General features: G+C 71.8%; 18 protein-coding genes and 1 pseudogene. 10 read left to right on the forward strand and 9 right to left on the reverse strand.

Annotated elements, in window-relative coordinates:
• Positions 1-205: 205 nt before the first annotated feature.
• Positions 206-943 (forward strand): SDR family NAD(P)-dependent oxidoreductase, encoded by a 738-nt coding sequence (locus ABR737_RS36705; protein WP_350255485.1) that lies wholly within the window; start codon positions 206-208, stop codon positions 941-943.
• Positions 944-1,249: 306 nt separating this feature from the next.
• On the opposite strand, the gene ABR737_RS36710 is transcribed toward ABR737_RS36705, so the two are convergent.
• Positions 1,250-2,125 carry a polysaccharide deacetylase family protein gene (locus ABR737_RS36710; RefSeq protein WP_350255486.1) on the reverse strand — a complete coding sequence of 292 codons (876 nt, stop codon included), beginning with the start codon at positions 2,123-2,125 and terminating at the stop codon, positions 1,250-1,252.
• A gap of 275 nt (positions 2,126-2,400) precedes the next feature.
• Between ABR737_RS36710 and ABR737_RS36715 the strand changes: the two genes are divergently transcribed.
• Together ABR737_RS36715 and ABR737_RS36720 are read left to right on the forward strand one after the other, a co-directional pair.
• Positions 2,401-4,308 carry an APC family permease gene (locus tag ABR737_RS36715; RefSeq protein ID WP_350255487.1) on the forward strand — a complete coding sequence of 636 codons (1,908 nt, stop codon included), beginning with the start codon at positions 2,401-2,403 and terminating at the stop codon, positions 4,306-4,308.
• Positions 4,309-4,515: 207 nt separating this feature from the next.
• Positions 4,516-5,031 carry a GNAT family N-acetyltransferase gene (locus ABR737_RS36720; RefSeq protein ID WP_350255488.1) on the forward strand — a complete coding sequence of 172 codons (516 nt, stop codon included), beginning with the start codon at positions 4,516-4,518 and terminating at the stop codon, positions 5,029-5,031.
• Positions 5,032-5,420: 389 nt separating this feature from the next.
• On the opposite strand, the gene ABR737_RS36725 is transcribed toward ABR737_RS36720, so the two are convergent.
• The 3 genes from ABR737_RS36725 to ABR737_RS36735 form a co-directional block, all read right to left on the reverse strand.
• Entirely contained in the window at positions 5,421-5,822 is a 402-nt protein-coding gene (locus ABR737_RS36725) for a VOC family protein (RefSeq protein ID WP_350255489.1), read from the reverse strand.
• 232 nt (positions 5,823-6,054) lie between these two features.
• Positions 6,055-7,155 carry a calcium:cation antiporter gene (locus ABR737_RS36730; RefSeq protein ID WP_350255490.1) on the reverse strand — a complete coding sequence of 367 codons (1,101 nt, stop codon included), beginning with the start codon at positions 7,153-7,155 and terminating at the stop codon, positions 6,055-6,057.
• A 208-nt stretch (positions 7,156-7,363) separates the two neighbouring features.
• A complete protein-coding gene (locus ABR737_RS36735) occupies positions 7,364-8,110 on the reverse strand; it encodes a hypothetical protein (RefSeq protein WP_350255491.1) in 747 nt (248 codons plus the stop codon).
• A gap of 255 nt (positions 8,111-8,365) precedes the next feature.
• Here ABR737_RS36735 and ggt point away from each other — a divergent pair, with 255 nt between their 5' ends.
• The 4 genes from ggt (at position 8,366) to ABR737_RS36755 (ending at position 16,323) form a co-directional block, all read left to right on the forward strand.
• Entirely contained in the window at positions 8,366-10,231 is a 1,866-nt protein-coding gene (gene ggt / locus ABR737_RS36740; protein ID WP_350255492.1) for a gamma-glutamyltransferase, read from the forward strand.
• Between the two features lie 286 nt (positions 10,232-10,517).
• Positions 10,518-12,005 (forward strand): amidase, encoded by a 1,488-nt coding sequence (locus ABR737_RS36745; RefSeq protein WP_350255493.1) that lies wholly within the window; start codon positions 10,518-10,520, stop codon positions 12,003-12,005.
• An 806-nt stretch (positions 12,006-12,811) separates the two neighbouring features.
• The gene (locus ABR737_RS36750) at positions 12,812-15,331 is read left to right on the forward strand and encodes an SdrD B-like domain-containing protein (RefSeq protein WP_350255494.1); all 2,520 of its coding nucleotides are present in this window, start codon (positions 12,812-12,814) and stop codon (positions 15,329-15,331) included.
• A 311-nt stretch (positions 15,332-15,642) separates the two neighbouring features.
• Positions 15,643-16,323 (forward strand): hypothetical protein, encoded by a 681-nt coding sequence (locus tag ABR737_RS36755; RefSeq protein WP_350257062.1) that lies wholly within the window; start codon positions 15,643-15,645, stop codon positions 16,321-16,323.
• Positions 16,324-16,330: 7 nt separating this feature from the next.
• On the opposite strand, the gene ABR737_RS36760 is transcribed toward ABR737_RS36755, so the two are convergent.
• Positions 16,331-17,671 carry a right-handed parallel beta-helix repeat-containing protein gene (locus ABR737_RS36760; RefSeq protein WP_350255495.1) on the reverse strand — a complete coding sequence of 447 codons (1,341 nt, stop codon included), beginning with the start codon at positions 17,669-17,671 and terminating at the stop codon, positions 16,331-16,333.
• Positions 17,672-17,760: 89 nt separating this feature from the next.
• Here ABR737_RS36760 and ABR737_RS36765 point away from each other — a divergent pair.
• Positions 17,761-18,917: pseudogene (locus tag ABR737_RS36765) on the forward strand (Dyp-type peroxidase).
• A 102-nt stretch (positions 18,918-19,019) separates the two neighbouring features.
• On the opposite strand, the gene ABR737_RS36770 reads toward ABR737_RS36765, so the two are convergent.
• The 3 genes from ABR737_RS36770 to ABR737_RS36780 form a co-directional block, all read right to left on the reverse strand.
• Complete coding sequence (locus tag ABR737_RS36770; RefSeq protein ID WP_350255496.1) at positions 19,020-19,577, reverse strand: isochorismatase family protein; 558 nt, start codon at positions 19,575-19,577, stop codon at positions 19,020-19,022.
• Between the two features lie 90 nt (positions 19,578-19,667).
• Positions 19,668-21,188 (reverse strand): MFS transporter, encoded by a 1,521-nt coding sequence (locus tag ABR737_RS36775; RefSeq protein WP_350255497.1) that lies wholly within the window; start codon positions 21,186-21,188, stop codon positions 19,668-19,670.
• A gap of 8 nt (positions 21,189-21,196) precedes the next feature.
• Positions 21,197-21,628, reverse strand: coding sequence for a MarR family winged helix-turn-helix transcriptional regulator (locus ABR737_RS36780; RefSeq protein WP_350255498.1), 432 nt, complete (start codon positions 21,626-21,628; stop codon positions 21,197-21,199).
• A 168-nt stretch (positions 21,629-21,796) separates the two neighbouring features.
• On the opposite strand from ABR737_RS36780, the gene ABR737_RS36785 reads away from it, so the two are divergent.
• The gene (locus ABR737_RS36785; protein WP_350255499.1) at positions 21,797-22,639 is read left to right on the forward strand and encodes a nitrilase-related carbon-nitrogen hydrolase; all 843 of its coding nucleotides are present in this window, start codon (positions 21,797-21,799) and stop codon (positions 22,637-22,639) included.
• Positions 22,636-23,958: an aspartate aminotransferase family protein gene (locus ABR737_RS36790; protein WP_350255500.1), complete on the forward strand. Its 1,323-nt coding sequence runs from the start codon at positions 22,636-22,638 to the stop codon at positions 23,956-23,958. The genes ABR737_RS36785 and ABR737_RS36790 overlap by 4 nt, the downstream gene beginning before the upstream one ends.
• 92 nt (positions 23,959-24,050) lie before the next feature.
• On the opposite strand, the gene ABR737_RS36795 is transcribed toward ABR737_RS36790, so the two are convergent.
• Positions 24,051-24,935 carry an ABC transporter substrate-binding protein gene (locus tag ABR737_RS36795; RefSeq protein WP_350255501.1) on the reverse strand — a complete coding sequence of 295 codons (885 nt, stop codon included), beginning with the start codon at positions 24,933-24,935 and terminating at the stop codon, positions 24,051-24,053.
• Positions 24,936-25,207: the final 272 nt, after the last annotated feature.

Here is a 25,207-nt window from a genome sequence, read left to right on the forward strand (position 1 = left end):
CGTCCGGCCGATGGGGCGTGTTCGTCCGGCCGTCCGTGCCGGTATCCGGTGCGGCTCCCTACGATTCCCTACGCACGTGTGTGACATGGCACGAGGTAAGGATTGAGCTGTTGATGAACCATTCCTGGTCGTTTGCCGAGCGGTTGCTGTCCCGTGGCGGTGGTGGCGGCGCGAGCCGTCCGCGCGCCGGAGCGGAGGGCGTCCGATGAGCCGGGCGGTGCTGGTGACCGGGGCTTCGCGGGGGATCGGCCGGGCGGTTGCCGAGATCTTCGCCGCGCACGGCGACCGGGTCGCCCTGCATTACGCGTCACGGCGGGCGGCGGCGCAGGAGGCGTTCGAGGGGCTGGCGGGGAGCGGGCATGTGCTGGTGCAGGGGGATGTGAGCACGCCCGAGGGGGCGGCGGCGATTGTCGAGGCGGCCGTGGACGGGCTGGGCGGCGTCGATGTGCTCGTCAACAACGCGGCCGCGAACCGGGCGCATCCACTGGACCGTACGTCGTTCGACGAGTGGCGGAGCGCCTGGCGGCAGATCGTGGACGTGAACCTGCTGGGGGCGGCGGACGTCACCTACCACGCGGCGCGGAGCATGATCGAGCGTGAGGTGGAGGGACGGATCGTCAGCATCGGGTCGCGTGGGGCGTTCCGCGGCGAGCCGGATCATCCGGCGTACGGCGCGGCCAAGGCGGCGCTGCATGCAATGGGGCAGTCGCTGGCGGTCCACCTGGCGCCCTACGGCATCGGCGTGGCATCCGTGGCCCCTGGTTTCGTGGCCACCGAGCGGGTCGCGGACCGCCTCACGGAGGACGTCCGGCAGCAGAGCCCGTTCGGCCGGGTCGCCACGCCGCAGGAGGTGGCGTCCGCCGTCCACTATCTCGCCTCACCCGCCGCGGTCTGGACCTCCGGGACGGTGCTTGACGTCAACGGGGCGTCGTATCTGCGCTGAGTTCCGGCTCCCCAACGGGACGAGGGGACGACGGGACAGCGGGGCAGGGGGGACGGGAAGAGGGACGGAAAAGGGGAAGCCCCGGCCGAACGGGGGAATTCGGCCGGGGCGGCTGTGGGGGCGCGGGCGGTGACGGCGGTGGCCTCGGGCCTGCTGCCGCGCGGCGGCGGGCCGGCTTCCCTGGGGGAGGGCCCTCGGACGCCGTCGTACTGGTGCCCGCTTCCAATTGAACGATAAACCATAGGGTGCGGTTCCGGCGCATCGGGTGACCGTTCTCACCCGATACCTGCCGTCGCCGCCCGGCCCTCAGGGCTCGATGCGGATCGGACGGTACCCCTCCTCCAGCAGGCGCGGCAGATACCACTCCAGAGCCGCGACGGTCTGCCGGCGGTCACCGCCCCCGTCGTGCGACAGGACGATCGCGCCGGGGTGCATCGCACCCAGGACGGTGTGCGCGATGGTCCCGGCCCCGGGGAGGGTCCAGTCCTGTGAGTCGATCGCCCAGCCGACGGGGGACATGCCCAGGTCGTTGCAGATGCTCAGGGCGGGGTCGTCCCACTCGCCGTACGGGGCGCGGGCCAGGTCGGGGGCGGTGCCGAGAAGGTCCTCGATCAGGCTGCTGGTGCGGCCGAGTTCGCTGCGGACGGCGCCCGGCGGCAGCGCCGTCAGCTGCGGATGCGTCCAGGTGTGATTGCCGACGGCATGGCCCTCGTCGGCGATGTCGCACAGCAGCCCCGGGAATTCGATGGCGTTCTCGCCGATGACGAAGAACGTGGCCCGGACGTCGTGCCGGCGCAGAACCCGCAGGACATCGGGGGTGTGGAAGGGGTGGGGTCCGTCGTCGAAGGTGAGGAAGATTTCGCGGCGGTCGGTGGAGAGGTGGAAGGCGACCTCGGGGTGCGGCGGCGAGGCGCCCGGGCCGGACCGGGAGGTCTCGCCGGCCATCGGACGGAGCCGGTACGACTGGGGGTCGTGCGCCGCACCGGCCGGACCGCGGGCGGGTACGGGCCCGGCCGGCACGGCGTGCGGGTCCGGCGGCCGGGGCCGGGCCCGTGGTGGCCCGTCGTTCTCCGGAGCACCGCCGCCGGCCGGGAGCAGGGTGCGGCCGGCGGCGAGCGCCCCGACCACGACCGCGGCCTGCACGAACCTCCGCCGCGTCTTCGTGCGCTGCTCGGATGCCATCCTCCACGTGCTCTCATGCGGTTCGCGGCGGGACCGGGAACGACACCGGTCGGGCCGCGTTCCGCACCCGATCGGCTCGCACGGAACCCGTACGGAACCCGTAAGGAACTCGCGCGGCACTCGTACGGAACCCGCGCGGAATCCGTACGGAACCCGCGCCGAAGGGGCCGGGCGGAACTGCCCGCGGGAGGGAGCCTCTGGCCCGCGGCCGCGCGGTGCGGCGGCCCCGCGAGCCTCCCTCCGCCCCCGCCGGGCGGCCCATAGTTTGTCCGCCTATGAGTCCATTCTTCAGGCCGAAGCGGATGATGGTGGGCCGTCCGCTGGACAGTGCGCGGCTCGGTGAGACGCTGCTGCCGAAGCGACTGGCGCTACCGATCTTCTGCAGCGACCCGCTGTCCTCGGTCGCCTACGCCACCGAGGAGATCCTGCTGGTCGTCGGCCTCGGTGGGGTCGCTCTGCTCCATCTGACCTGGTACGCCGCGGCCGCCATCGTGCTGGTGCTGGTCGTCGTGGTGGCGTCCTACCGGCAGACCTGTTACGCGTATCCCGGGGGCGGCGGGGCCTACATCGTCAGCGCGCAGAACCTCGGGCGGAACGCGGCGCTCACCGCGGCCAGTGCGCTGCTCGTGGACTATGTGCTCACCGTCGCGGTGTCCGTGGTCTCCGGCGTCGCCGCGATCACCTCCGCGATTCCGTCGCTCGGCGGCCATGACATGGCGCTGTCCGTCGGGTTCGTGGCCCTGCTGGCGATGATGAACCTGCGCGGCCTTCGGGAATCAGGGCGGGTCTTCGCCGTCCCCACCTACGGGTTCGTCTTCTTCATCTATCTGATGTTCGCGTTCGCGGCGGTGCGGATCGCCACCGGCACGACCCCGCGCGCGGAATCCGCGGATCTGCCGCTGCACGCCGTCTCCTCCTACACCGGCCTGGCCCTTGTCCTGCTGGGGATGCGGGCCTTCGCCTCCGGCTGCACCGCCCTGACCGGCGTCGAGGCGATCAGCAACGGAGTGCCCGCCTTCCGCAGACCGAAGAGCCGCAACGCCGCCACCACGCTGCTCATCATGGGCTTCTTCTCCGTCACCATGTTCGCCGGGATCACGGCCCTGGCGATGCTCTACGACGTGCATGTCGCGGTGGAGCCCACCGAACTGGGGCTGCCGCCGAACACCCCGACCTCCACCGCCCTCGCCCAGATCGCCCGCGCCACCTTCGGCGAGGTCACCGTGCTCTTCTATCTGCTGCAGGCGTTCACGGCCGGGGTGCTGATCCTCGCCGCCAACACCGCTTTCAACGGCTTCCCGATGCTCGCGTCGATCCTCGCCGAGGACCGCTACGTCCCCCGGCAGTTGCACAACCGCGGTGACCGGCTGGTGTTCTCCAACGGCATCATCCTGCTCGCGCTGGCCGCCATCGGGCTGATCATCCTGTTCAAGGCGGAACTCACCCACCTCATCCAGCTCTACATCATCGGCGTCTTCGTCTCCTTCACGCTCTCCCAGACCGGCATGGTCCGGCACTGGCGGACCGTACTCGCCGAACGAGGGCTGCCGGCCCGCGAACGGGTCCGGCACCGGCGCTCCCAGGCGATCAACGCGGTCGGCGCGGTACTCACCGGCGTGGTCCTGGTCGTCGTCCTGATCACCAAGTTCACGCACGGCGCCTGGATCGTGGTGATCGCCATGCCGCTGCTCTTCATGGGGATGCGCGCGGTGCACCAGCACTACGCGCGGGTGTCGCGGGAGGTGGCCATCGCCCCGGACGCGCGGCCCTGGGAGCCGGCAGGAAACTATGTCCTGGTGCTGGTCAACGCGTTGAACGCACCCACGCTCAAGGCTCTTGGCTACGCCCGTGCGATGCGCCCCACCTCACTGGACGCGCTGCTCGTCGCGATCGATCCCGGCGATGCGCGGGGGCTGCGCGAGCAGTGGGACGCCCATGACATCGACGTACCGCTGCGGGTGCTCAGCGCGCCCTACCGGGACTTCACCCGGCCGGTGATCGACCACGTCCTGGGCGTCTGTGCCCGGCATCCGGGCGGCGCCGTCACGGTCGTCATCCCCGAATACCTCGTCGGGCGCTGGTGGGAACAGCCGCTGCACAACCAGAGTGCCTTGCGGCTCAAGGCACGACTGCTGTTCACGCCGGGGGTGACGGTGGTCAACGTGCCCTACCGGCTCCCCTAGGGGTGCCGGTCGGAGTCGTCAGCTGATCGAAAACCCTTTGCGTGGGCGGGGCCAGGGCTACTACCGTCACGCCGGCGCGAGAGACGCGTGATCGCGGGATGAGGAGGTTGATGAATATGGCCGTCGCCGGTCGTCATCGGCATGCCCTCATCCGGCCCGCGCGATAGCACAGCGCGGCCCGGTCGTTCCCACGACCAGGAGTGATCCGTGTCTTTCTCCTCTTCACCAGCCCCTGAGCGGCTGACCACCGACCGCCTCGTCCTTCGGCCCTGGACCACCGCCGAGGCAACTGCGGTCCTCGGCAACACCCGGTCGGTGCACTGGGCGGACGACTTCCCCGCCGAAGGCGACCGCGTCATAGCCGGCCTCTTCGAGCAGCACCCCGCCTGGCTCGGCGTATACGGCCACCGTCTGATCATCGAACGTGACAGTGGCCTGGTGGTGGGCTCCATCGGCCTGTTCTGGCCTCCCGCCGAAGGAACCATCGAGATCGGATACGGCCTGGTGGCGTCCCGCCGCGGCCGGGGCTATGCCACCGAGGCCGCCCGCGCCCTGGCGAACTTCGCCTTCACCGTGCCCGAGGTCCACACCGTGGCCGCGGGCGCGGAGTTGTCCAACCCGGCCTCCGTGCGCGTGCTGGAGAAGGCGGGCTTCCACCGGTGGACCACCGAGGACACCGTGGCCCGCTTCAGGATCGTCAGACGGGACCGCCACGAGCAGTGATCTGGCGGGGCCGGCGGAATCACCGCCGGCCCCGGCACACCGACCATGCGCCGGGCGCGGTTGCCTCAGTGCTGGATCAGGCCGCCGACCGGGACGGGAGCGACGTGACCGGTTGCCGGAAGGGTCTGAGCCGCCCGGAAGAGTCCAGGTGAACTCGCCCTTCGGCGCCACGTGACAGGCAAGCAGCACCCGCCCGTTCTCGATGCACACTCCGCCAGCCGCCAGCCGCCAGCCGCCAGCCGCCAGCCGGAAGCTCATCCCCGTACCTCCCCGCCGGACGCTATCTCACCGTTCTGTGTCCGCACACTGCTGGCGTTGCCGGCCCGCCACGGGGACTCGTCAGGCCGCTGACGTGCGGAGCCTGGTGACGAGGACTGCTGTGCCGGGCCCTAGGACTTTGCGGCCGTGTCCTGGGCGTCGTGCGGATACCAGCGGAGTTCGACGGTGTTGCCGTCCGGGTCGCTGACGTAGAGGGACTGGCCCTCGCCGCGGGCACCGAAGCGTGGTCCGGGGCCGTCGACCACCGTGAACTCGCCCGAGTCGATGACCTCCTGCCAGTCCAGGGGTTCGACGACCAGGCAGAGGTGGTCGACATTGGAGCCCTCGCCGGGTCCCTGGGCGAGGTCGATGAGGGTCGTCGGGCTCACGCGTACGGAGGGGAAGGACACCTCGCCTGCGCGCCAGGCGTCGACGCGGACCGGCTCCAGGCCGAGCGGTCCGCAGTAGAAGGCGAGCGACCGCTCGACGTCGGCGACGTTCAGCACGAGGTGGTCGAAGGCGGTGACGCGCATGGAAGCTCCCTCTGAGGACGCCGGCCCAGGGAGGGCCGGCGGATGGCTGCACAAGGAACGTATAGGCCGGGTCGGCGAGCGCGCGATCGGCCGTTGGTCCTGGTCCGCCGGTACTGGTCCGTCCGACGGAGGGTCAGGGGGCGTACTGGTCCCTGGGGCGGGCGCGCGCGGGGGCGTTGTGCTGTACAGGCCCCGCACTGGACGTGGGACCGGAACGGCCGTGCCCCTCGGCCTACGGGCTGACCGCCGGCACGAGGTACGCGGCCAGCAGGGCCAGATGGACGCCGCCCTGCAGCGGGGTGGCACGGCCGGGGATCACGGTCAGGGTGCCGACGATCACGGTCAGGGCGAGCAGCACCATATGACTGGCCCCCAGGCCCAGGTCCAGGGGGACCGGCAGCCAGACGGTGACCAGCGCGACGGCCGGGATGGTCAGGCCGATGCTGGCCATCGCCGAGCCCAGACCCAGGTTCAGGCTCGTCTGCACCCGGTCACGGTGCGCCGCGCGGACCGCCGCGATGCTCTCCGGCAGCAGGACCAGCAGCGCGATCACCACGCCCACCACGGACGAGGGCAGGCCGGCCGCGACCACACCGGACTCGATGGCCGGTGACACCGCCTTGGCCAGGCCGATCACCGCGATCAGCGCCAGCGCCAGCAGTCCGAGGCTGGTCAGTGCGGCCCGTGCCGAGGGCGGGTCGGCATGGTCCGCGCCGTGAATCACCTCGCCGGATGTGGTCACCGGAAGGAAGTAGTCCCGGTGCCGGACCGTTTGGGTGGTCACGAACAGGGCGTAGAGGACCAGCGCGGCCAGTGCGGCGAAGACCAGTTGCGGGGTGGAGAACCGCGGCCCCGGCGTGCTGGTGGTGAACGTCGGCAGGACCAGGCTCAGCCCCGCCACCGTGGTGACCGTCGCCAGCGCCGCTCCGGTGCCCTCGGCGTTGAAGACGGCGACCTTGCGCCGGAGCGAGCCGACCAGCAAGGACAGCCCCACGATGCCGTTACAGGTGATCATGACCGCCGCGAAGACGGTGTCCCGGGCCAGTGTGGTGCTCTTGGTGCCGCCGCCGGCCATCAGCGTGACGATCAGCGCCACCTCGATGATGGTCACCGCGATCGCCAGGACCAGTGACCCGAACGGCTCTCCCACCCGGTGCGCGATCACCTCCGCGTGATGCACCGCGGCCAGCACCGCCCCGGCCAGAAAGCAGGACACCAGCACCACCAGGGCGACCGGCAGTGCGCGCCCCCACGTCAGGGCCAGCAGCACCACCGCCAGCACCGGCAGCACACCGGTCCAGTGCAGGACGGGTGAGCGGAGGCCGGCGATCATGCCTCCGAGCTTGGCAGAACGGCGGGGCGGCTGCCCGTCGGTGCGCCGGGCGGGCGAGTAGAGGGGCGGACGGGCGGCTGGGCGGACGGGCAGACAGGCGGATGGACGAGCTGCCCGCTGTGGCCGGGCCGCCGGAACCCTGCCGGCCCGGAACCCTGCCGGCCCGGAGTCCCGCCGGCCCGGCAGCGCCCCGCCAGTCCCGCCGGTCTCAGGCCGCCGCCCGGTGGCCCTTCGGTTCCGCGGCCGTGAGCGCGGCCTTGGTGACATCGGCGACCAGTTCGACGACATCGGGCCCGTACGCCTGCGAGTTGACCACCTTCAGCAGCAGACAGAACTGGCCGTCGGTGCCGTGCTTACGGGCCAGCCGGGCCCGGTTGCGGACCAGATGGCGGACCGCGGCCCGGTGGGTGACCGGCCGCTGGCCGGCCGCCAGGAACACCGGGCGGTCGCCGCCCTCACCGGCGGTCAGCCGCGCGAGCAGGACATATTCGACCGCGCCGGGCTCCATCCGGTACGCCGTGCCGCCGATCGTGAAGGTGCCGCGGCCCGCGCCGGACTCGTCACCCGGGTGCACCGCGACACCCGGCAGCAGATTGGCCAGATGGGCCGCCAGCCGCCGGTGCGCGGTCAAGTCACCGACACAGAACTCGGTGCGCGCCCCGAAGCCCTGCAGGCCGGTGTCGTGCGGGGCCACCTCGGGGTGCGCACCACAGTTCTCGATCACCGCGGCCAGCCCGAGCAGCGCCAGCGCGTCATGGCGGGGGATGCTCCAGTGCGCCGAGGAGCTGTCCCGGTGGGTGACCAGCACGCACTCCGAACCGTCCGGCAGCCCGAAGAAGCCTTGTTCGCGGGTCAGCTTCCGCCGGACCGTCGCCGCGTGCACGGCCCAGCCGGCCGCCAGGCCCACGATCAGGGCCACGGCCGCCGCGGTCAGGAGCAGCAGGGTGTCGTCCATGGCCGGGGAGCGTAGCGGCTCACCGGGTGGGTGTTCGAGGGCGGGGCAGGGGCCCGCGGCGGCTTGCCCCGGTCCGTACCGGCCTACCTGTTCCGTACGGAAAAAGGGGCAACTGACCCCCCCCGTCGCCATCAGGGCCGACCGGCCGGCCCGCCCCGGCGGGGCAGGCGAAAAGCCCTCTGTCCGGGGGCTGTTGGGCCGAGTAGGCTCCGGCCCCTGCCCCCCCCGTGCGCACGCTCAGGAGGAATATCCGGTATGAGCAGAGCCCGACGCCTCACCGTCCTGGGAGCGGCCGCCGCGCTGGCCGGCTCCCTGGTGGCGGTCCCGGCCGCCGCCGCGCCCGCCGCACCACCTGCCGCACCCACCGCACCCACCGCACCCGCCCGGCCGGCTCCCGCGGCCCAGGGCCGAGCCCCCGCCGCCACACCGGAGAAGACGCCGGTCGCCGTCGGCTCCGGCGGGGCCGTCTCCAGCGTCGACGCGGACGCCTCGGCCGCCGGTATCTCGGTGCTCGAACAGGGCGGCAACGCCGTGGACGCGGCGGTCGCCACCGCCGCCGCCCTCGGTGTCACCGAGCCCTACTCCTCGGGCATCGGTGGCGGCGGCTACTTCGTCTTCTACGACGCCAGGTCCCGGGCCGTACGCACCCTCGACGGCCGGGAGACCGCCCCGCGCTCCGCCGGCCGGGACCTCTTCCTGGAGAACGGCACCCCGATCCCATTTGCCGACGCCGTCACCAGCGGCCTGAGCGTCGGCACCCCGGGGACCCCGGCCACCTGGGACACCGCCCTGCGCGCATGGGGCAGCCGGTCGCTGGGGCAGGTGCTGCGGCCCGCCCGGCAGCTGGCCGCGGGCGGTTTCACGGTCGATGCGACCTTCCGTCAGCAGACCGCGGACAACGAGGCGCGCTTCAAGGACTTCCCGGCGACCGCCGGCCTCTTCCTGCCCGGCGGCAAGCTGCCGGCGGTCGGCTCGACGTTCAAGAACCCCGATCTGGCCCGCACCTACGGCGAGTTGGCGACGAAGGGCGTACGGGCGCTCTACGACGGCGCACTGGGCCGCGACATCGTCCGTGCCGTCAACAAGCCACCGGTGCGCTCCGGAGCCACCCGCAAGGTGCGGCCCGGCAAGCTGACCGCAGCCGATCTGCGCAGCTACCGGGCGCTCGGCCACGCGCCGACCCACACCCGCTACCGGGGCCTCGACGTCTACGGCATCGGGCCGTCCTCCTCGGGCGGCACCAGCATCGCCGAGGCGCTGAACATCCTGGAGCGGAGCAATGTCTCGCGGCTGAGCGAGAAGCAGTACCTCCACCGCTACCTGGAGGCGAGCCGGATCGCCTTCGCCGACCGCGGCCGCTGGGTCGGCGACCCGTCGCAGGAGGACGTCCCGGCCAAGGCCCTCACCTCACAGCGTTTCGCCGACTCCCGCGCCTGCCTCATTCGCGACGACAAGGCCCTGACCAGCCCACTCGCACCCGGCGACCCGCGCCATCCGCAGCGCTGCGCCACCGGCGGCAAGGGCGCCCCGACGACGTACGAGGGGGAGAACACCACTCATCTGACCGTCGCCGACAAGTGGGGCAACGTCGTCGCCTACACCCTGACCATCGAGCAGACCGGCGGCAGCGGCATCGTCGTCCCGCACCGCGGCTTCCTGCTCAACAACGAGCTCACGGACTTCTCCTTCGCGCCCGCGGATCCGGCGGTCCATGACCCCAACCTTCCCGGGGGCGGCAAGCGGCCGCGCTCGTCCATCTCGCCGACGGTCGTGCTGCGCCACGGCCGGCCGGTGGTGGCGCTCGGCTCGCCCGGCGGCGCGTCCATCATCACCACCGTGCTCCAGACCCTGGTCAACCACCTTGACCGCGGAATGCCGCTGGTCGACGCCATCGCCGCCCCGCGCGCCAGCCAGCGCAACGCGGCGGCGACCGAACTCGAACCCGGCCTGTGGAACAGCCCGGTCCGCGGGCAACTCGAGGCGATCGGACATGCGTTCAAACAGAACCCGGAGATCGGAGCGGCGACCGGCGTCCAGCGGCTGCCGGACGGTCGCTGGCTGGCCGCGGCGGAGAAGGTACGGCGCGGTGGCGGCTCGGCAAGGGTCGTCCACCCGTCGTAGCGGCGCGCACCGCTCGTCTCGTAACGGTGTGCACGGCTCGTCTCGTAGCGGCGTGCGCCACTTGTCCCGTAACGGTGTGCGCCGCCGGCCCCGCAGGCGCGCACCGCTCCTCGCGCCCCTGGTTCGTGACCGGGCGTCACACCGCAGGAAACACGGCGGGCCGCTGTGTGCCGTCCGTGTGTCGTCTATGTGGCGCACCGCGCGGCATCGTTGATGGCCCTCGCCGAGACGATTAGCCTCCTGGGACCGTTCGTTCGAATGAGCGGTCCCAGGGAGGGCACGCAGCGTGAGCGTTGACGAGAGCCAGGACAGCGAGACCGGGCCCGCCGCGGCCCGGCGCATCGGTGCCACGGCCGTGGAGTGGGAAGGCCTCGCCGAGCAGGCGCGGGCGCTGGCCGAGGGGCGGGTGACCTCGACCGCGCTGGTACGGCGGTCGCTGGCACGCATCGAGGCCACCCAGGCCAGCGTCAACGCCTTCCGGCGGGTACGGGCCGAGGCGGCGCTGGCGGAGGCTGCCCAGGCCGACCGCAGGCTGGCGCACGGCGAGCGGCTGCCATTGCTCGGGGTGCCGGTCGCCGTCAAGGACGACACCGATGTGGCGGGTGAGCCCACCGCGTTCGGGTGCGCCGGCGAGTTCCCGCCCAAGGAGCGCGATGCCGAGGTCGTCCGCCGGCTGCGCGCGGCCGGGGCGATCATCGTCGGCAAGACCAACGCCTGCGAACTGGGACAGTGGCCGTTCACCGAGGGCCCGGCCTTCGGCAACACCTGCAACCCCTGGAACCTCGCCCACACCCCGGGCGGCTCCTCCGGCGGTTCGGCCGCCGCGGTCGCGGCCGGGCTGGTACCCGCCGCGCTCGGCACCGACGGCGCCGGTTCGGTCCGCATCCCCGCCGCCTGGTCCCATCTCGTCGGCATCAAACCCCAGCGCGGCCGGATCTCCACCTGGCCGGACCCGGAGGCCTTCCAGGGCATCACCGGTATCGGCCCGCTGGCCCGTACGGTCGAGGACGCGGCGCTGCTGCTGGACGTGGCCAGCGGCAACCACGACGGCGATCTGCACCGGCCGCCCGCCATCGCGGCGCGCGAGGCGGCCGGCCGCGACCCGGGCCGGCTGCGTATCGCGCTGTCGTGGAAGGCCGCCTTCACCTTCACCCCCAAGCCGCTGCACCCCGATGTCCGCAACGCGGTGACGGGCGTGGCCCGCACCCTCGCCCGGCTGGGGCACTTCGTGGAGGAGGCGGAACCGGACTACGGGCTGGTCGGACTGGCCTTCGTCCCGCGCGCCACGGCCGGGGTGGGGGAGTGGGCGGGCCGGGTCCCCGACCCCTCCCTCCTGGACCGCCGTACGCGGGAGGCGGCACGGATGGGCCGGCTGCTGGGCGGGCCCGTACTGCGCCGGGCACGGGCCGTCGAGAGGCGTCAACAGCGCCGGATCGGCGCGCTGTTCGGCCCCTATGACGTCCTGCTGACGCCGACCACCGCCACCCCGCCCCCGCGGATCGGCACGCTCGCCAAGCTCAGCGGCTGGCGTACGGATCAGGCCATGATCGCCGCCTGCCCGTACGCCTGGCCGTGGAACGTCCTCGGCTGGCCGGGCGTGAGTGTCCCGGCGGGCTTCAGCACCCACGGCCTGCCGCTGGGCGCCCAGCTGCTCGGCCCGGCCCATGGCGAGCCGCGGCTGATCTCGCTGGCCGCCCAGCTCCAGGACGATCTGCGCTGGCACGAGCGGCGGCCCGCGGAGCATCCGGCGTCGCCCGAGGGGGCGCGCCGTTAGAAGACCCGTCCGGATCAGTCGGTCGTCCTCATGAGTCTCGACCACCACATGATGAACAACGGCAGTGCCTGCACTGCTGTCCGGATCCCCTTTCCGCGAAGCAGATACGGCGCTACGCCAATCATGCGGTATGCGGTATGCGGTATGCGGTATGCGGTATGCGGTATGCGAACCGGACCAAATCCCTACTGCAGAACGCCCCCGCGTGAAGGGCACGTTCCAGGCGCGTCATCGAGCGTCACGCACTCAATGCGACCGGATCCGGCCATCACATCCCTGTCGCACATTCTTCCGGTCGCCATCTTCTGGGCACTCGGGGAATAATCGCGGATCCCGAGGGGATATCAGGAGTTCTGCGGGTATCGGCGAGACTCCGGTGGAGAGAATCTCGCGCGCTGCTCGCGATGGCGGTCGGTGAGGTCGGCGGTGGGGGGCGAGGGCGCCGTGATGGAGTTGACAGAACACGCAACCCAGGGCCGTCCTGCCCGACGCCCTGAACGCGCGTTCGCTTTCTCCGGCCTGCGACGCTTACCGCTCGCCCGCAATATCCTCGAGCGATCACCACAAAGCGGTCCACGCAACAGCGTGGACCGTCTTTCTTTTGCGTGGCGTTCGCCTCGGCGTTCGTTTCCGGGGCCATGAAGTGGACGGGAATCGAGACGCGGGTGCTTCGTTTTCCTGACAAGAAAAATGTGGAGTGTGATGCCATGAACCGAGTCGGCAAAGGCTCTCGCCGGTCGGCCTGGAGGCTTGTGGAGGCGCTGGCGCGCGTGGGGTTATCCGTTCTTTTGCTGGCAGGCGGCGCCGTGGGAGCGACGGCTGGACCGGCCGCCGCTTCGACGGCCGACGGCACGTTGACGGTGGAGGTGCTGCGCGACTTCTTCGGCACCGGCGTGATCAACGCGGCGATGGACGTACCGCAGCGGGGCATGAAGGTGGAGATCTCCGACCCCGCCGGGCACCATGTCACCGGCGTCACGGATGCCACGGGAAAGGTCGTGGTGTCGCGGTCGACCGTGCTGAGCGGCGGCCAGTACCGCGTCGACGTCAGCGTCCCGGCACCGTACCGCGACTATCTGCGGGCGGCGCCCGCGTCGACGGCGGAGAACCACTTCGACAGCTTCACGTCGTTCGTGGACGTGTCGGACGGAAAGAACGCCTCGGTGGTGACGGGGGTGTGGGATCCGGCCGACTACACGCTGCCGGACTCGCGGTATTTCGTACCGGTCCACAACGGCGCCAACGGGACCGGCAACCGGGCCTTGGTGGCGTTCGGGACGAAGACCCGGGGCACGTGTCCCACTGATGTGGCGTGCCCGGCCACGCTGGCCACGCAGGACCAGGTGGGCACGACGTTCGGGTTGGCGTACGACACGTACCGGACCCGGCTGTTCCAGAGCGCGTTCGCCCGCCGGTACGCCCCGTACGGGCCGCAGGGTGCGGGCGCGATCTACACGGTGCCGGTCAACGGCTCGGGTGCGCCGGAGCTGTTCGCGCGGGTGCCGGACGCCGCGGTGACGCAGCACGACACCGCCAACATGATCAAGGATCCCGGGTTCACCGACGCGCCGGGCAAGGAGAGCATCGGTGGCCTGGCCCTGTCGGAGAACGGCTCCACGCTGTACGCGGTGAACCTGCGGACCCGCAGCCTGCTGAGCTTCGACGCGACAGGTGCCACCGCAGGGGCGCCCAAATCGACGGTCCCGATCCCGGACCCGGGGTGCGCGAGCCCCGACGACTGGCGGCCGTTCGGTCTCCAGGTCCACAACAACACGCTGTACGTCGGCGGCGTGTGCAGCGCGGAGAGCACGCAGCAGCGCGCGGACCTGAAAGCCTTCGTCTCCACCTACGACGGCAAGCGGTTCACCACGGTGCTGAGCCACCCGCTCACGGACAAACGCGGTAGCGTCTTCGGTTCCGGAGACAAGGCCACCCACTGGAACCCGTGGAACACCAGCCTGGACACCTGGGACGACCGGAAGGCGGGCGGCGTCTTCATCGATCCGCAGCCCGAGCTGTCCTCCCTCGCCTTCGCCCGGGACGGCTCGATGATCCTGGGTTTCCGCGACCGGTTCATGGACGCGCTCAGTTGGGGAGGGCTGGACCCCCGCCCGGGGAACGACACGGCGGAAAACGCCATGTCCGGTGGTGACATCACCATGGTCTGCGCCACCCCCACCGGTGAATACCAGTGGGAAGGCACCGGGACCTGCCCCCACCACGCCACCCCCGCCAATAGCGGCGGCCAGGACGCCGATGTCGTCGAATACTTCCCGGGCGACTTCTACGCCAACGCGCACCAGGAAACCGCGCTGGGGTCGGTGGCCTATATCCCGCAGCAGGAGTGGGTCGTCAGCACGGAGTTCGACCCGGTCGTCAACGTCGCGACCTCAGGGACCGGGTACCACAACATCGCGACCGGTCAGGGCCCGGGCAACAACCCGACCGCCAACGGGTTCCAGTTCGTCAGCCGGGAACAGGGCGGGTTCGGCAAGGCCGGCGGGCTCGGTGACATCGCGTACGCGGCGGCGAACGCGCCGATCCAGATCGGCAACGTCGTGTGGTTCGACGGCGACCACAACGGGATCCAGGACCCGGGGCACGTGCTGCTGCCGGGGGCGACGATCAACCTGCTGGACGCGGACGGCAAGCAGGTCGCCACGACCAGGACCAATGCCGCCGGCGAGTACTACTTCGGTGGTGTCGGCGCCGAGTACCAGCTCACGCCGGGTGCGAAATACACGGTGCAGTTCGACGTGTGTACCGCGGACACCGGCAAGGTGCCAGGCCGGCCCCCGGCAAGCGAGCTGCGGTTCACGCTCCCGCGAGCCGGTGCCAGCCGTGCGCACGACTCCAATGTGACCCCGCCGACCGCCGGGCAGTTGTGCAACGGCCGTGCGCCTGTCACGGCGCCGGACAAGCCGGGCAGGGTCGATCACACGATCGACGCCGGGGTGTACATCCCGAAGGCAACGCCGACTCCGACCCCGACCCCGACCCCGACGTCGAGTTCTACCCCGACGCCGACCCCGACGCCGACGTCGAGCGCTACCCCGACCCCGACCTCTACCCCGACGTCGTCTCCGAGCTCTCCCCCGACGCCGAGCCTGCCCCCGACACCGAGCCCGACCTCACCACCGGCCGCTACGCCGCCGCCACCCGCGCCGCCTGCCAACAACCCGCCCCCGCCCGGTGGGAGCACGGGTTCGTTGGCGCACACCGGTACGTCCGGGCTGCCAACGATGATCGCCCTCGCCGGTCTGCTGGTGGGTACGGGCCTGGTCATCGCGGTCATGAGCCGGAAGCGCCGCGCCCGGAAACGCTGAACGAAACGAACAACAGCGATCTGCCTGCCCGCGGTCCGGATGGCGCAGGCAGGCAGATCGCCTCCCGGCCGGTCCACGAGGGCCGGCCTTGGCGTCGTCTGTCACCGGACTGCCGAGTGCCGCCGCGACCGCACGGTGGCCGAGCAGCGTGGTGACCGAGAGGGTGAAGCAGAAGAGTGTCAGCGTCGAGCCGCGTGCGGAGCGTGAGAACCCGGCAAGCTCTCCCTGACCGTGCGGCTGACCGGCGCCGATGGCTGCGGCCACGCCGGGCGGCAGCCGCCATCGGCACCGCGGCCGCCGCGGTGGCCGCGGTGGCCACGTTCCTTCTCGCCGACGGCGGCTTCGGCCCCAGCGGGCCGCGCGCACTGACGTCGGACGAAGCGAACCGGCTGGCGATCACGCGGTTCCGTAACTACCAGGCGCATGGCCGCGCGGTGACGATCACTGTGCCGGGTGCCGCCGGCGGGCTGACCGTCACCGGGTTCGTGGACTACCGGGCCAAGCTCGGATACGGCGTGGTGCACGGCACCGGGCGCGACACCTCCAGCGACGGGCTGATCGAGTGGACGGCCACCTCGGTGTTCGTCCACCCGATGGCGAACGCCCCGGCGCACGCACCCGCGTCGCCGCCCCGCTCGGCCTGGTACCGCCGTCCGCTGCTGTCATCCGGCAGCGCGCTGGACAGTTCGCTGACCATCGCGCTCGGGCTCGGCAGTGACCGGCCTGACAATGCCGAACTGCTGCCGCAGAACGGCGCCGCCTGGTGCGGACGAGACCAGGTGGACAGGCATCGGGTGGACGTCATGACCGGGCCGTCCTCCCCTGGCCGCTCCGGTACGGCGGGCAACGTGCGCTACTGGGTCGGCTCGGACGGCACCATGTACCGGGTCCGCGTCAGCGTGGGTTCCGAGCCGCACCCGGTGGTCATCGATTTCGACTCCCAGAAGTACGTTCCGGTCGAGCCGGTACCCGGCGTCACTCCGGCCCGGTAGCCGCTGTTCAAGACGTCTGCACCCGCGCGTTCGCGGCGAGCAGGGACGCTGACGGCAGTGGGATGCCTGCTGTCTTCGGGAGGGCCGGAACGGCCGGGACAGTGGTGGCGCCCGTAGTGGTGGCACGGGGGAACTGCGGCTGCGGACCCGGCACCGCGACCTCGGTGAACGGGATGCCACCGGGCGCCGTCGGCATCGCCCACCTGCCGGCCGGCGAGGGCGACCGGGCCGGAAGCGGGCAGGACGCGGTTGCCGCGAGCCGGGCGGGCACGGTGGTCCGCAGATCGTTGCCGCGCAGGCAGTTGCCCCGTCCCCGCGTGGCGGTGGGGAACGTCCAGCCGACGTCGATGCCGTTACCGGTGAACGTGTTGTCCACGATCTGGTTGCCCACCGGAGGCATGTCGGCGGTTGCGGTGATCACGAGCCCGGCGTTGCCGTTGCCGGCGATGCGGTTGCGGACGAACTGGTTGTCGCTGCCCCCGTCGACGCCGATGCCGGTACCCCACCCACCGTCGGCCTGCACCGGGGTGGCCCGCTGCTGGTTGGCGGCGATCAGATTGCCCGCGATGACGGCGCCCTGCTGCGGGAGCAGCTTCTCCTGGTGGTCGGAGTCGGTGGTCAGGCCGACCCGGTTGCCGACCAGGCGGTTGCCGACCACGTACATGTCTTCGCTGGCGTTGGTGCCTTCGTAACCGACCGCGTTGAGTTCGGCGATGTTGTCCCGCACCACGAGGTGACACGGCTTGCACTGTCCGACGTAGATCCCCGAGTCGGCCCCTCCGGACGCATACGAGTGCTCGATGACACCGTTCTGCGCGGAGAACGCGTAAATGCCGTACAGCCCGTTGCGGGTCGCGGTCACATACGAGACCAGGAACGACTTCAGGAAGGTGACGGGCTCATCACCGGTGTCGTAGCCGCCGCTTCGCCCCGGTAGCCCGGCGACCGCTTTCGCCGAGCCGGTGACCAGGACCCCGTTCTGCGTGTTGTTCTTCACGGTCAGGTTCTCCACGGCCACCCCGGGCGCCGCGACGACGACACCGTTGGGCTGCTGCAACCGCCCGTCGATGACGACCTTGTCCCGGGACGCGCCGCGAAGAGTGAGGCGAGCCGTGTCGATCTTCACCGACTCGTGGTACACGCCCGGAGCGACCAGCACCAGGTCACCGGGCCGGGCCAACGACACCGCGTCCGAGATCGTCGGCGCATCGGCAGGCACACGGATCGTCACCTGCGCACCGGCCGGTCGCCGGCCTCTGCCCGATCCGCCATCGCCGCCGCCGCAGCCGACCACAAGTGTCAGCGTGCCCAGTACCGCCGCCAACACGCGAAGAGCTGATCGAGGCATGATCCCAGTTTGGCAGCATGACGCCCAATTCCGCGCCGGAATCGGGAGGTTGACCGCACGCGCGATGCGGGTGTGGCACTCTGCACACCATGCACCGAGCCGATCACCCTCCGTCGCGCCGTGCGTTCCTCGATGTCACCGGAGCCATGGTGGCCGCCGGTCTGACCGCCGGGTGCACACCGGACTCCGCCCGGACAGGCCGGCCCGCCCCTACCGCGGCGGCCACGCCGACGCCGGTGGCGGCAACGGGCCGGCATCAGGCAGGCATCACGCTCCCCCAGCCGGCCCAGCCCCACCTGCTGGCCGTGGTGGCCGACCTCGGCGCCACCGTGCACGCCGGCCCGCTACTGGCCGAACTCGGCCAGGCCATCCGCACACTCACCGCGGGGACCGACCCGCGGTTGCTGGGCCTGCCGCCGGGCGACCTCACCGTGACCGTCGGCGTGGGCCCCCGGCTGGTACGCACGGCCGGTGCCTCGCTGCCCGGTGCGGCCGACCTCCCGCGATTCTCCCGGGAGCGGATCGGCCCACGGGCCCGCGGCGGAGACCTGCTGATACAGATCTGCGCAAGCGACGCGCTGCTCCTACCGGTTGTGGGCGCCGCGCTCCTGGACCAGGCCGGTGACCGCGTCCACGAACGCTGGCGGCAGTCCGCACGCCGCGGTACGAACGTGCCCCTCGGCAACGGTCTCACCGCGCCGCGAAACCCTCTCGGTTTCATCGACGGCATCGTGGGCCCGCACACGACCGCCGAACAACAACGCGACCTGTGGCTGGCCGGTCCCCCCGCGGTTGCCGGCGGCACCCTTGCCGTCCTGCGGCGCATGGAACTCGACCTGCCGCGGTTCGCCGCCCTGTCCGTGGCCCAGCAGGAGGCGGTCTTCGGACGGCGCCGGGCCAGCGGCGTCCCCCTCTCCGGCGGCCCCGTCGCCTCAGGCCCGGACCTCGGAGCCAAGACACCGGACGGACGCTACCTCGTCCCCGCGGATGCTCACGTGCGCAGGGCGAACCCTGCCGTCGTCGGCGCCGGCCTCATGCTTCGCCGCTCTTACAGCACCGACGAGCCCGCCCCCGGCCTGCTCTTCCTCAGCTTCCAGAACGACCTCCGGGCCTTCACGGCCACCCTCACTCACATGGAAACCTCCGACGCGCTGCTGCAATTCACCACCACAACCGCCGGCGCGACATTCTGATCCTCCCCGGCTTCGACCGGCAACACCCCCTCGGCTCCCAGCTGTTCGGTTGATCATGCGCGGTCCCACGACCGGCTGATCCCGACGAAACCGCGCAGGGGTGTCTGTCCGATCCGGCTTGATCGGACAGACACCCCTTGGAGGGCGCCCGAGCTTCAGGCGAGGAGTTCGAGGATCGCCTCGGTGGTGTCGGTCTCGCCCAGCCGCGGGAAGATCTTCTCCAGGCTGTTGCGGTGTGCGTCGGAGTCCAGGTCGGTCATCGCGTCGGTGGCGAGGGTGACGTGGTATCCGTGCTCGTACGCGGCACGGGCGGTGGACTCCACCCCGATGCTGGTGGCGATTCCGGCGAGGACGACCTGGGTCACCCCGCGGCGGCGCAGCTCCAGATCCAGGTTCGTGCCGTGGAAGGCGCCCCACTGCTGCTTGGTGACGAGGATGTCGCCGGGCTGCCGGCCGAGCTCGGGCACCAGCTCGGCCCAGTCGGCGGGCGGGCTGCCGGCGGGCCGCGCGGTCTGCGTACGGCCCGGGGCGCCGCCCGTGACGTTCACCAGGACGACCGGCAGCCCGCGCGCACGGAACGCGGCGGCCAGCCGTGCGCCCCGCTCGACGACCTCGGCGGAGGGCACCGGCGTGCCGGGCAGAGCGGCGGCGATGCCCTTCTGCAGGTCGATGAGTACCAGGGCGGTCGTGGTGTCGAGGGTGGTGGCGGGCATGGGTGCTCCTTGTGCGGTGAGGGGCGATGGGTGGTGGGTGGTGGAGGTGGTGCGGAGGTGGCCCTTGCGGCGGGTGGCCGGTGGCCGGATTCAGGAGCCGCTCCCGGTGGACCCGGGCCGCAGGCCACGGTCGGCGAGGGTCAGGACGAGCAGCAGCAGGCCGAGCGCGATGCCGATCAGCGCGATCTCGTGCAGCCCGGAGTCCGAGGCGCGCTGCCCGTAGAGCAGCCCGATGAGGCCGGACGCGGTGATCGCGCCGAGGTACTGGGCGGTGCGCTGGAGCCCGGCGGCCGCGCCCACACCGTCGGCCGGGGCCTGGGCGTAGACGGCGGTCTGATTGCCGGTGGCGGACAGGCCCTGCGGGATGCCGAAGAGCGCCCCGGCACACAGCAGCGCGACCAGCGGGCCGGTGCCCTGCAGCAGGAGGAAGACCGCGCTGCCCAGGGCGAGACAGACCGCGGCGACGGTCAGCGGAACGCGGATGCCCTTCGTCCGGGCGCCCACGAGCGAGCAGACCGCGGCCGCCAGGGACATCGGCAGCAGGATCAGCCCCGCCTGGAAGGACGAGGCGCCGTACGCCTGCTCCAGCCACTGGCTGAAGCCGTACAGCACGCAGTAGATGACGAGATAGGTCATGCCCTGGCGGAGATAGGAGCGCATCAGGGCGCCGTTCCGGGCGAGCATCCGCAGATCGAGGAACGGCTCCGGATGGCGTAGCTGCCACCACACCAGGACGCCCGCGAGCATCCCGGCCGGCGCCAGGAGCAGCCACTGCGGGTCCGCCAGGCGCAGCAGGAAGACCATGGCGCAGGTGAGCGCCGCGGCGAACAGCGCGATGCCCAGCGGGTCGAGGGAGCCGGCGGCGGGCCCGGCGCGCCCCGGCCGGGCGCCCTTCCGGTCGGCGGGGAGCCAGACGAGCGCGCCGAGCAGGGCGAGCAGCGCGAGCGGGACGTTGACCGCGAACACCGCGCGCCAGCCCGCGGTCGCGGCGAGCAGTCCGCCGAGGGTGGGGCCGACGGCGGCGCTGCCCAGCGCGGCGAGGGAGAGCCGGCCGAGCACCTGGCGGGGGGTGGGGAGGCCCGTCCGCCGTGACTCGCCGCGCAGCACCGCCATCGCGGCGGGGTAGGCGGCCGCGGTGCCGATCCCGAGCACGACCCGGGAGACGATCAGCAGCGCGAAGGTGGGCGCGAGCGTCCCGATCACGCCCGCGGCGCAGACGGTCAGCGCGCCGGCGATGAACACCCGGCGGGGCCCGACGCGGTCGGCGAGCCGCCCCATCGACGGCTGGCCCACCGCGCTGGCGAGGTACATCGCGGAGATGAGCCAGGCGGTGTCGGCGGCACCGACGTGGAAGTCCTGGCCGATGGTCACCAGGGCGGTGGCGATCATCGTCGAGTTGATGGGGTTCAGCAGCGAGCCGAGCAGCAGGGGCGCCATCAGCCGGGCGCCGAAGGCCGGGCCGGAGCCGGTGCCAGCGCCGGAGCCGGTGGCCGGGCCGGAGCCGGTGGCCGCACCAGGTGCAGTGGCCGCACCAGCGGCGGTGGCCGCGCCTGGCCCGGCCGGGGCGGGGCCGGCGGTGTCATCCGTCCCGGCGTCCCTTCCGGCCTGCATCCCGCGATTCATTCCGGCATCAGCCGCCGTATCAGTGCGGTGGCCGACTCCAGGGTCTGCTGCTCCTCCGGTGTCAGCCGCCCGGCGATGGCCTCGGCCAGCCAGTTGTGCTTGGCCTGCCGTACGACGGCGAGCACCCGGTGGCCCTCCTCGGTGAGCGAGAAGACCACCTGCCGGCCGTCCGTCGGATGCGGGCTGCGGGCGAGGACGCCGCGCTCCTCCAGCGCCCCGACGGTCAGCCGCATCGACTGCGGGCGGACCAGCTCGGCGCGGGCCAGGGCGGCGATGGTGGCCTCGCCGTCGGTGTCGATCCGGCTGATCACTGCGCGCTGGGTCGGGGTGAGCTCCCCTTGCGGCGAGGCGGCGCGCAGATGTCGCATGAGCAGGGAGACGGTGGCGCCCAGCTCCGTCGCCAGGCGTTCGTGGTCCTTTTCCGGCATATCTCCAGCGTAAATATCAACAGGGAAACTTGCAAGTTTTCCTGTTGATATCCCGGACGCGCCATACGGAGATGGTCTTGCCACGGTGCGTGACGGGGCTTACGGTCACCTCCACACGCGTAGATCCCGCGCGGGCTGCAGGCTGACGCATCGACAAAGGAGCAGCTCATGGCCGATGTTGTGCGTGCCGCACTGGTCCAGGCGACCTGGACCGGCGACACCGAATCGATGATCGCGAAGCATGAGGAGTACGCCAGAGCGGCGGCCGCGCAGGGCGCGAAAGTGATCGGCTTCCAGGAAGTCTTCAACGCTCCGTACTTCTGCCAGGTCCAGGAGCCCGAGCACTACCGCTGGGCCGAGCCGGTGCCCGACGGGCCGACCGTACGGCGGATGCAGGACCTCGCCCGCGAGACCGGCATGGTCATCGTCGTCCCGGTCTTCGAGGTCGAACAGTCCGGCTTCTACTACAACACCGCGGCCGTCATCGACGCCGACGGCACGGTCCTGGGTGCCTACCGCAAGCACCACATCCCGCAGGTCAAGGGCTTCTGGGAGAAGTACTACTTCAAGCCGGGGAACGCCGGCTGGCCGGTCTTCGACACCGCCGTCGGCAAGGTCGGCGTCTACATCTGCTACGACCGCCACTTCCCCGAGGGCTGGCGACAGTTGGGCCTCAACGGCGCCCAGCTCGTCTACAACCCCTCCGCCACCTCCCGCGGCCTGTCCGCCTACCTCTGGCAGCTGGAACAGCCCGCGGCGGCCGTCGCCAACGAGTACTTCATCGCGGCAATCAACCGGGTCGGGGTCGAGGAGTACGGCGACAACGACTTCTACGGCACCAGCTACTTCGTCGACCCGCGCGGCCGGTTCGTCGGCGACGTGGCCAGCGACTCCAAGGAGGAACTGGTCATCCGCGACCTCGACTTCGATCTGATCGACGAGGTCCGCCAGCAGTGGGCGTTCTACCGCGACCGCCGCCCCGACGCGTACGACGGGCTGGTGCAGCCATGACCCAGCAGCCCCACGACCCGACCGGCCTGCACGCCCGCCACCAGGCCGTCCTGCCCTCCTGGCTCAGCCTCTACTACGAGCGGCCCCTCGAACTCACCCACGGCGAGGGCCGCCACGTCTTCGACTCCGAGGGCAACCGTTACCTCGACTTCTTCGGCGGCATCCTCACCACCATGACGGCCCATGCACTGCCCGAGGTGACCAAGGCCGTCAGCGAGCAGGCCGGCCGCATCATCCACACCTCCACGCTCTACCTCTCCCGCCCCATGGTCGAGCTGGCGGAGCGGATCGTGGCGCTCTCCGGCATCCCCGACGCCCGGGTCTTCTTCACCACCTCCGGTACGGAGGCCAATGACGCGGCGCTGCTGCTGGCCACCACGCACCGCCGCTCCAACCAGATCCTGGCGATGCGCAACAGCTACCACGGCCGGTCGTTCTCCACCGTCGGCATCACCGGCAACCAGAGCTGGTCCCCGACCAGCCTCTCGCCGCTGCAGACGCTTTACGTCCACGGCGGGGTACGCAGCCGCGGCCCGTACGCGGAGCTGAGCGACGCCGCGTACATCGCCGCCTGCGTCGCCGACCTGGAGGATATGCTCCAGCAGACCGCGGGCGGCGTCGCCGCGCTGATCGCCGAACCGGTCCAGGGCGTCGGCGGGTTCACCATGCCGCCAGACGGCCTCTACGCCGCGTTCCGCGAGGTGCTGGCCCGGCACGGCATCCTCTGGATCAGCGACGAGGTGCAGACCGGCTGGGGCCGTACCGGCGACCACTTCTGGGGCTGGCAGGCGCACGACGGCAACGGCCCGCCCGACCTGCTCACCTTCGCCAAGGGCATCGGCAACGGCATGTCCATCGGCGGGGTGGTGGCCCGCGCCGAGGTGATGAACTCGCTCTCCGCAAACTCCATCTCCACCTTCGGCGGCAGCCCCGTCACCATGGCCGCGGGCCTCGCCAACCTCAACTACCTCCTCGAACACGACCTTCAGGGCAATGCCCGGCGGGTCGGCGGCCTGCTCATCGAGCGGCTGCGGGCGGTCGCGGCCGGCGTCGATCTCGTACGGGAGGTGCGCGGCCGCGGCCTGATGATCGGCATCGAACTGGTCAGGCCCGGCACCGACGAGCGCTCACCCGAGGCCGCCTCGCTGGTCGTGGAGGCCGCCAGGGAACGCGGTCTGCTGGTCGGCAAGGGCGGCCAGGGCGGTGCCTCGCTGCGGATCGCACCGCCGATGACGCTGACGGTCGCCGAGGCGGAAGAGGGCGCGGAACTGCTCGCGGACGCGCTGCGGTCGGTGCAGGGGATGCCGGCCGCTTCCTGACCGGCACCGCCGCGGACCGGGCGCGGGCCTCGTGGAGAGGGGCGCCCCCGCTCACCCGCGGCGGACCCCGGCTCGCCTCACCCCGGCCCGCCTCACCCCGTCCCGGCGAACTCGCGCACCGTGTCGGCCAGCAGCGTGAAGAACCGCGTGTGCGCGCGCCGGCTGCACGGGGCCTCCGGGTTCCACGGCAGCAGCCGGGCCCGGGCCTCGATCGCGCGCCAGTGCTCGTCGGCCCGGAGCTCCTGCGGCCGGGCGGCATTGGCGCGCACGTCCCCGAGCACGATGTCCGGGGCCATTGCCGCGGCCTCCGCCCAGCCGACGGTGGACCAGTTCAGCCCGGCGCCCGCGGCCGGCTCCAGCAGCCCGACGCCGTGTTCGGTCAGCGCCCGCAGGTCCGGCCAGGAGCCGGGCCGCGCCAGATGCACCCGCTCCGGCCCCGCGGGCGACAGCGCCAGCACCCGCGGCCGCACCGGACCGCCGGTCGCCTGCCGCAGGGCGTCCTCCGCGGCATCCAACTCGCGGGCTGCGCCGAGGGGTTCGCCGCGTCCCAGCGAACCGGCGAGCGCCGCGAACCGTTCGCGCACCTCGGCCAGGCTCCGCCCCGGGCCCACCGCGACCGTGGCCACCGGGACATGCGTCTCCAGCTCCAGCGCGGTCTTCTGCTCCAGGCCGTAGACCTGCTCGCCGTCGTACGTCACGGCCACGACGAGGTCCGGCTCCGCCTCCAGCAGGGAGTCCGGGTGCAGCGCGCTGCCCGAGCCCAGGTAGGGGATCTCCGCGAGCGGCAGCTCACCGCCCTTCGCGGGGTCGGGGGCGGCGCCGTCGTGCTGGGACCCGAAGAGCCCCACGGGACGTATGCCGTGGTCCCACAGCGTCGCCCCCGCCTGTATGTACGCCACGATCCGCAACGGCCGGTCCCCGGCCACCGCAAGGCGCCCCCGGTCGTCGGAGAACTCCCACGGTGTGCTGTGCTCCATGCCCTCTCGCCTCTCTGCATCGTCCGCCAGGATGCTGCGGCGCTCGCGAGGAATGCCCGCCGGCGTCGGCGCATACCTGCCCAACGGGCCGCCCCCGCACCCCTCCGGCGGCGGCCGCGACCGCCACGCCCGGCCCCCGCGCCCGGTCCCGCGTTGAACCGTCCAGATGATCGTCGGCGCAACACGAACGTCTCCGCTGATTAACGGTCACGGTATTGCCACCGTGGGTGACATGCTTCTACGGTCTCCTTCTCGACCGCGATCTACGGGTG

The sequence above is a fragment of the Streptomyces sp. Edi2 genome (assembly GCF_040253635.1).
Taxonomy (GTDB): Bacteria; Actinomycetota; Actinomycetes; order Streptomycetales; family Streptomycetaceae; genus Streptomyces.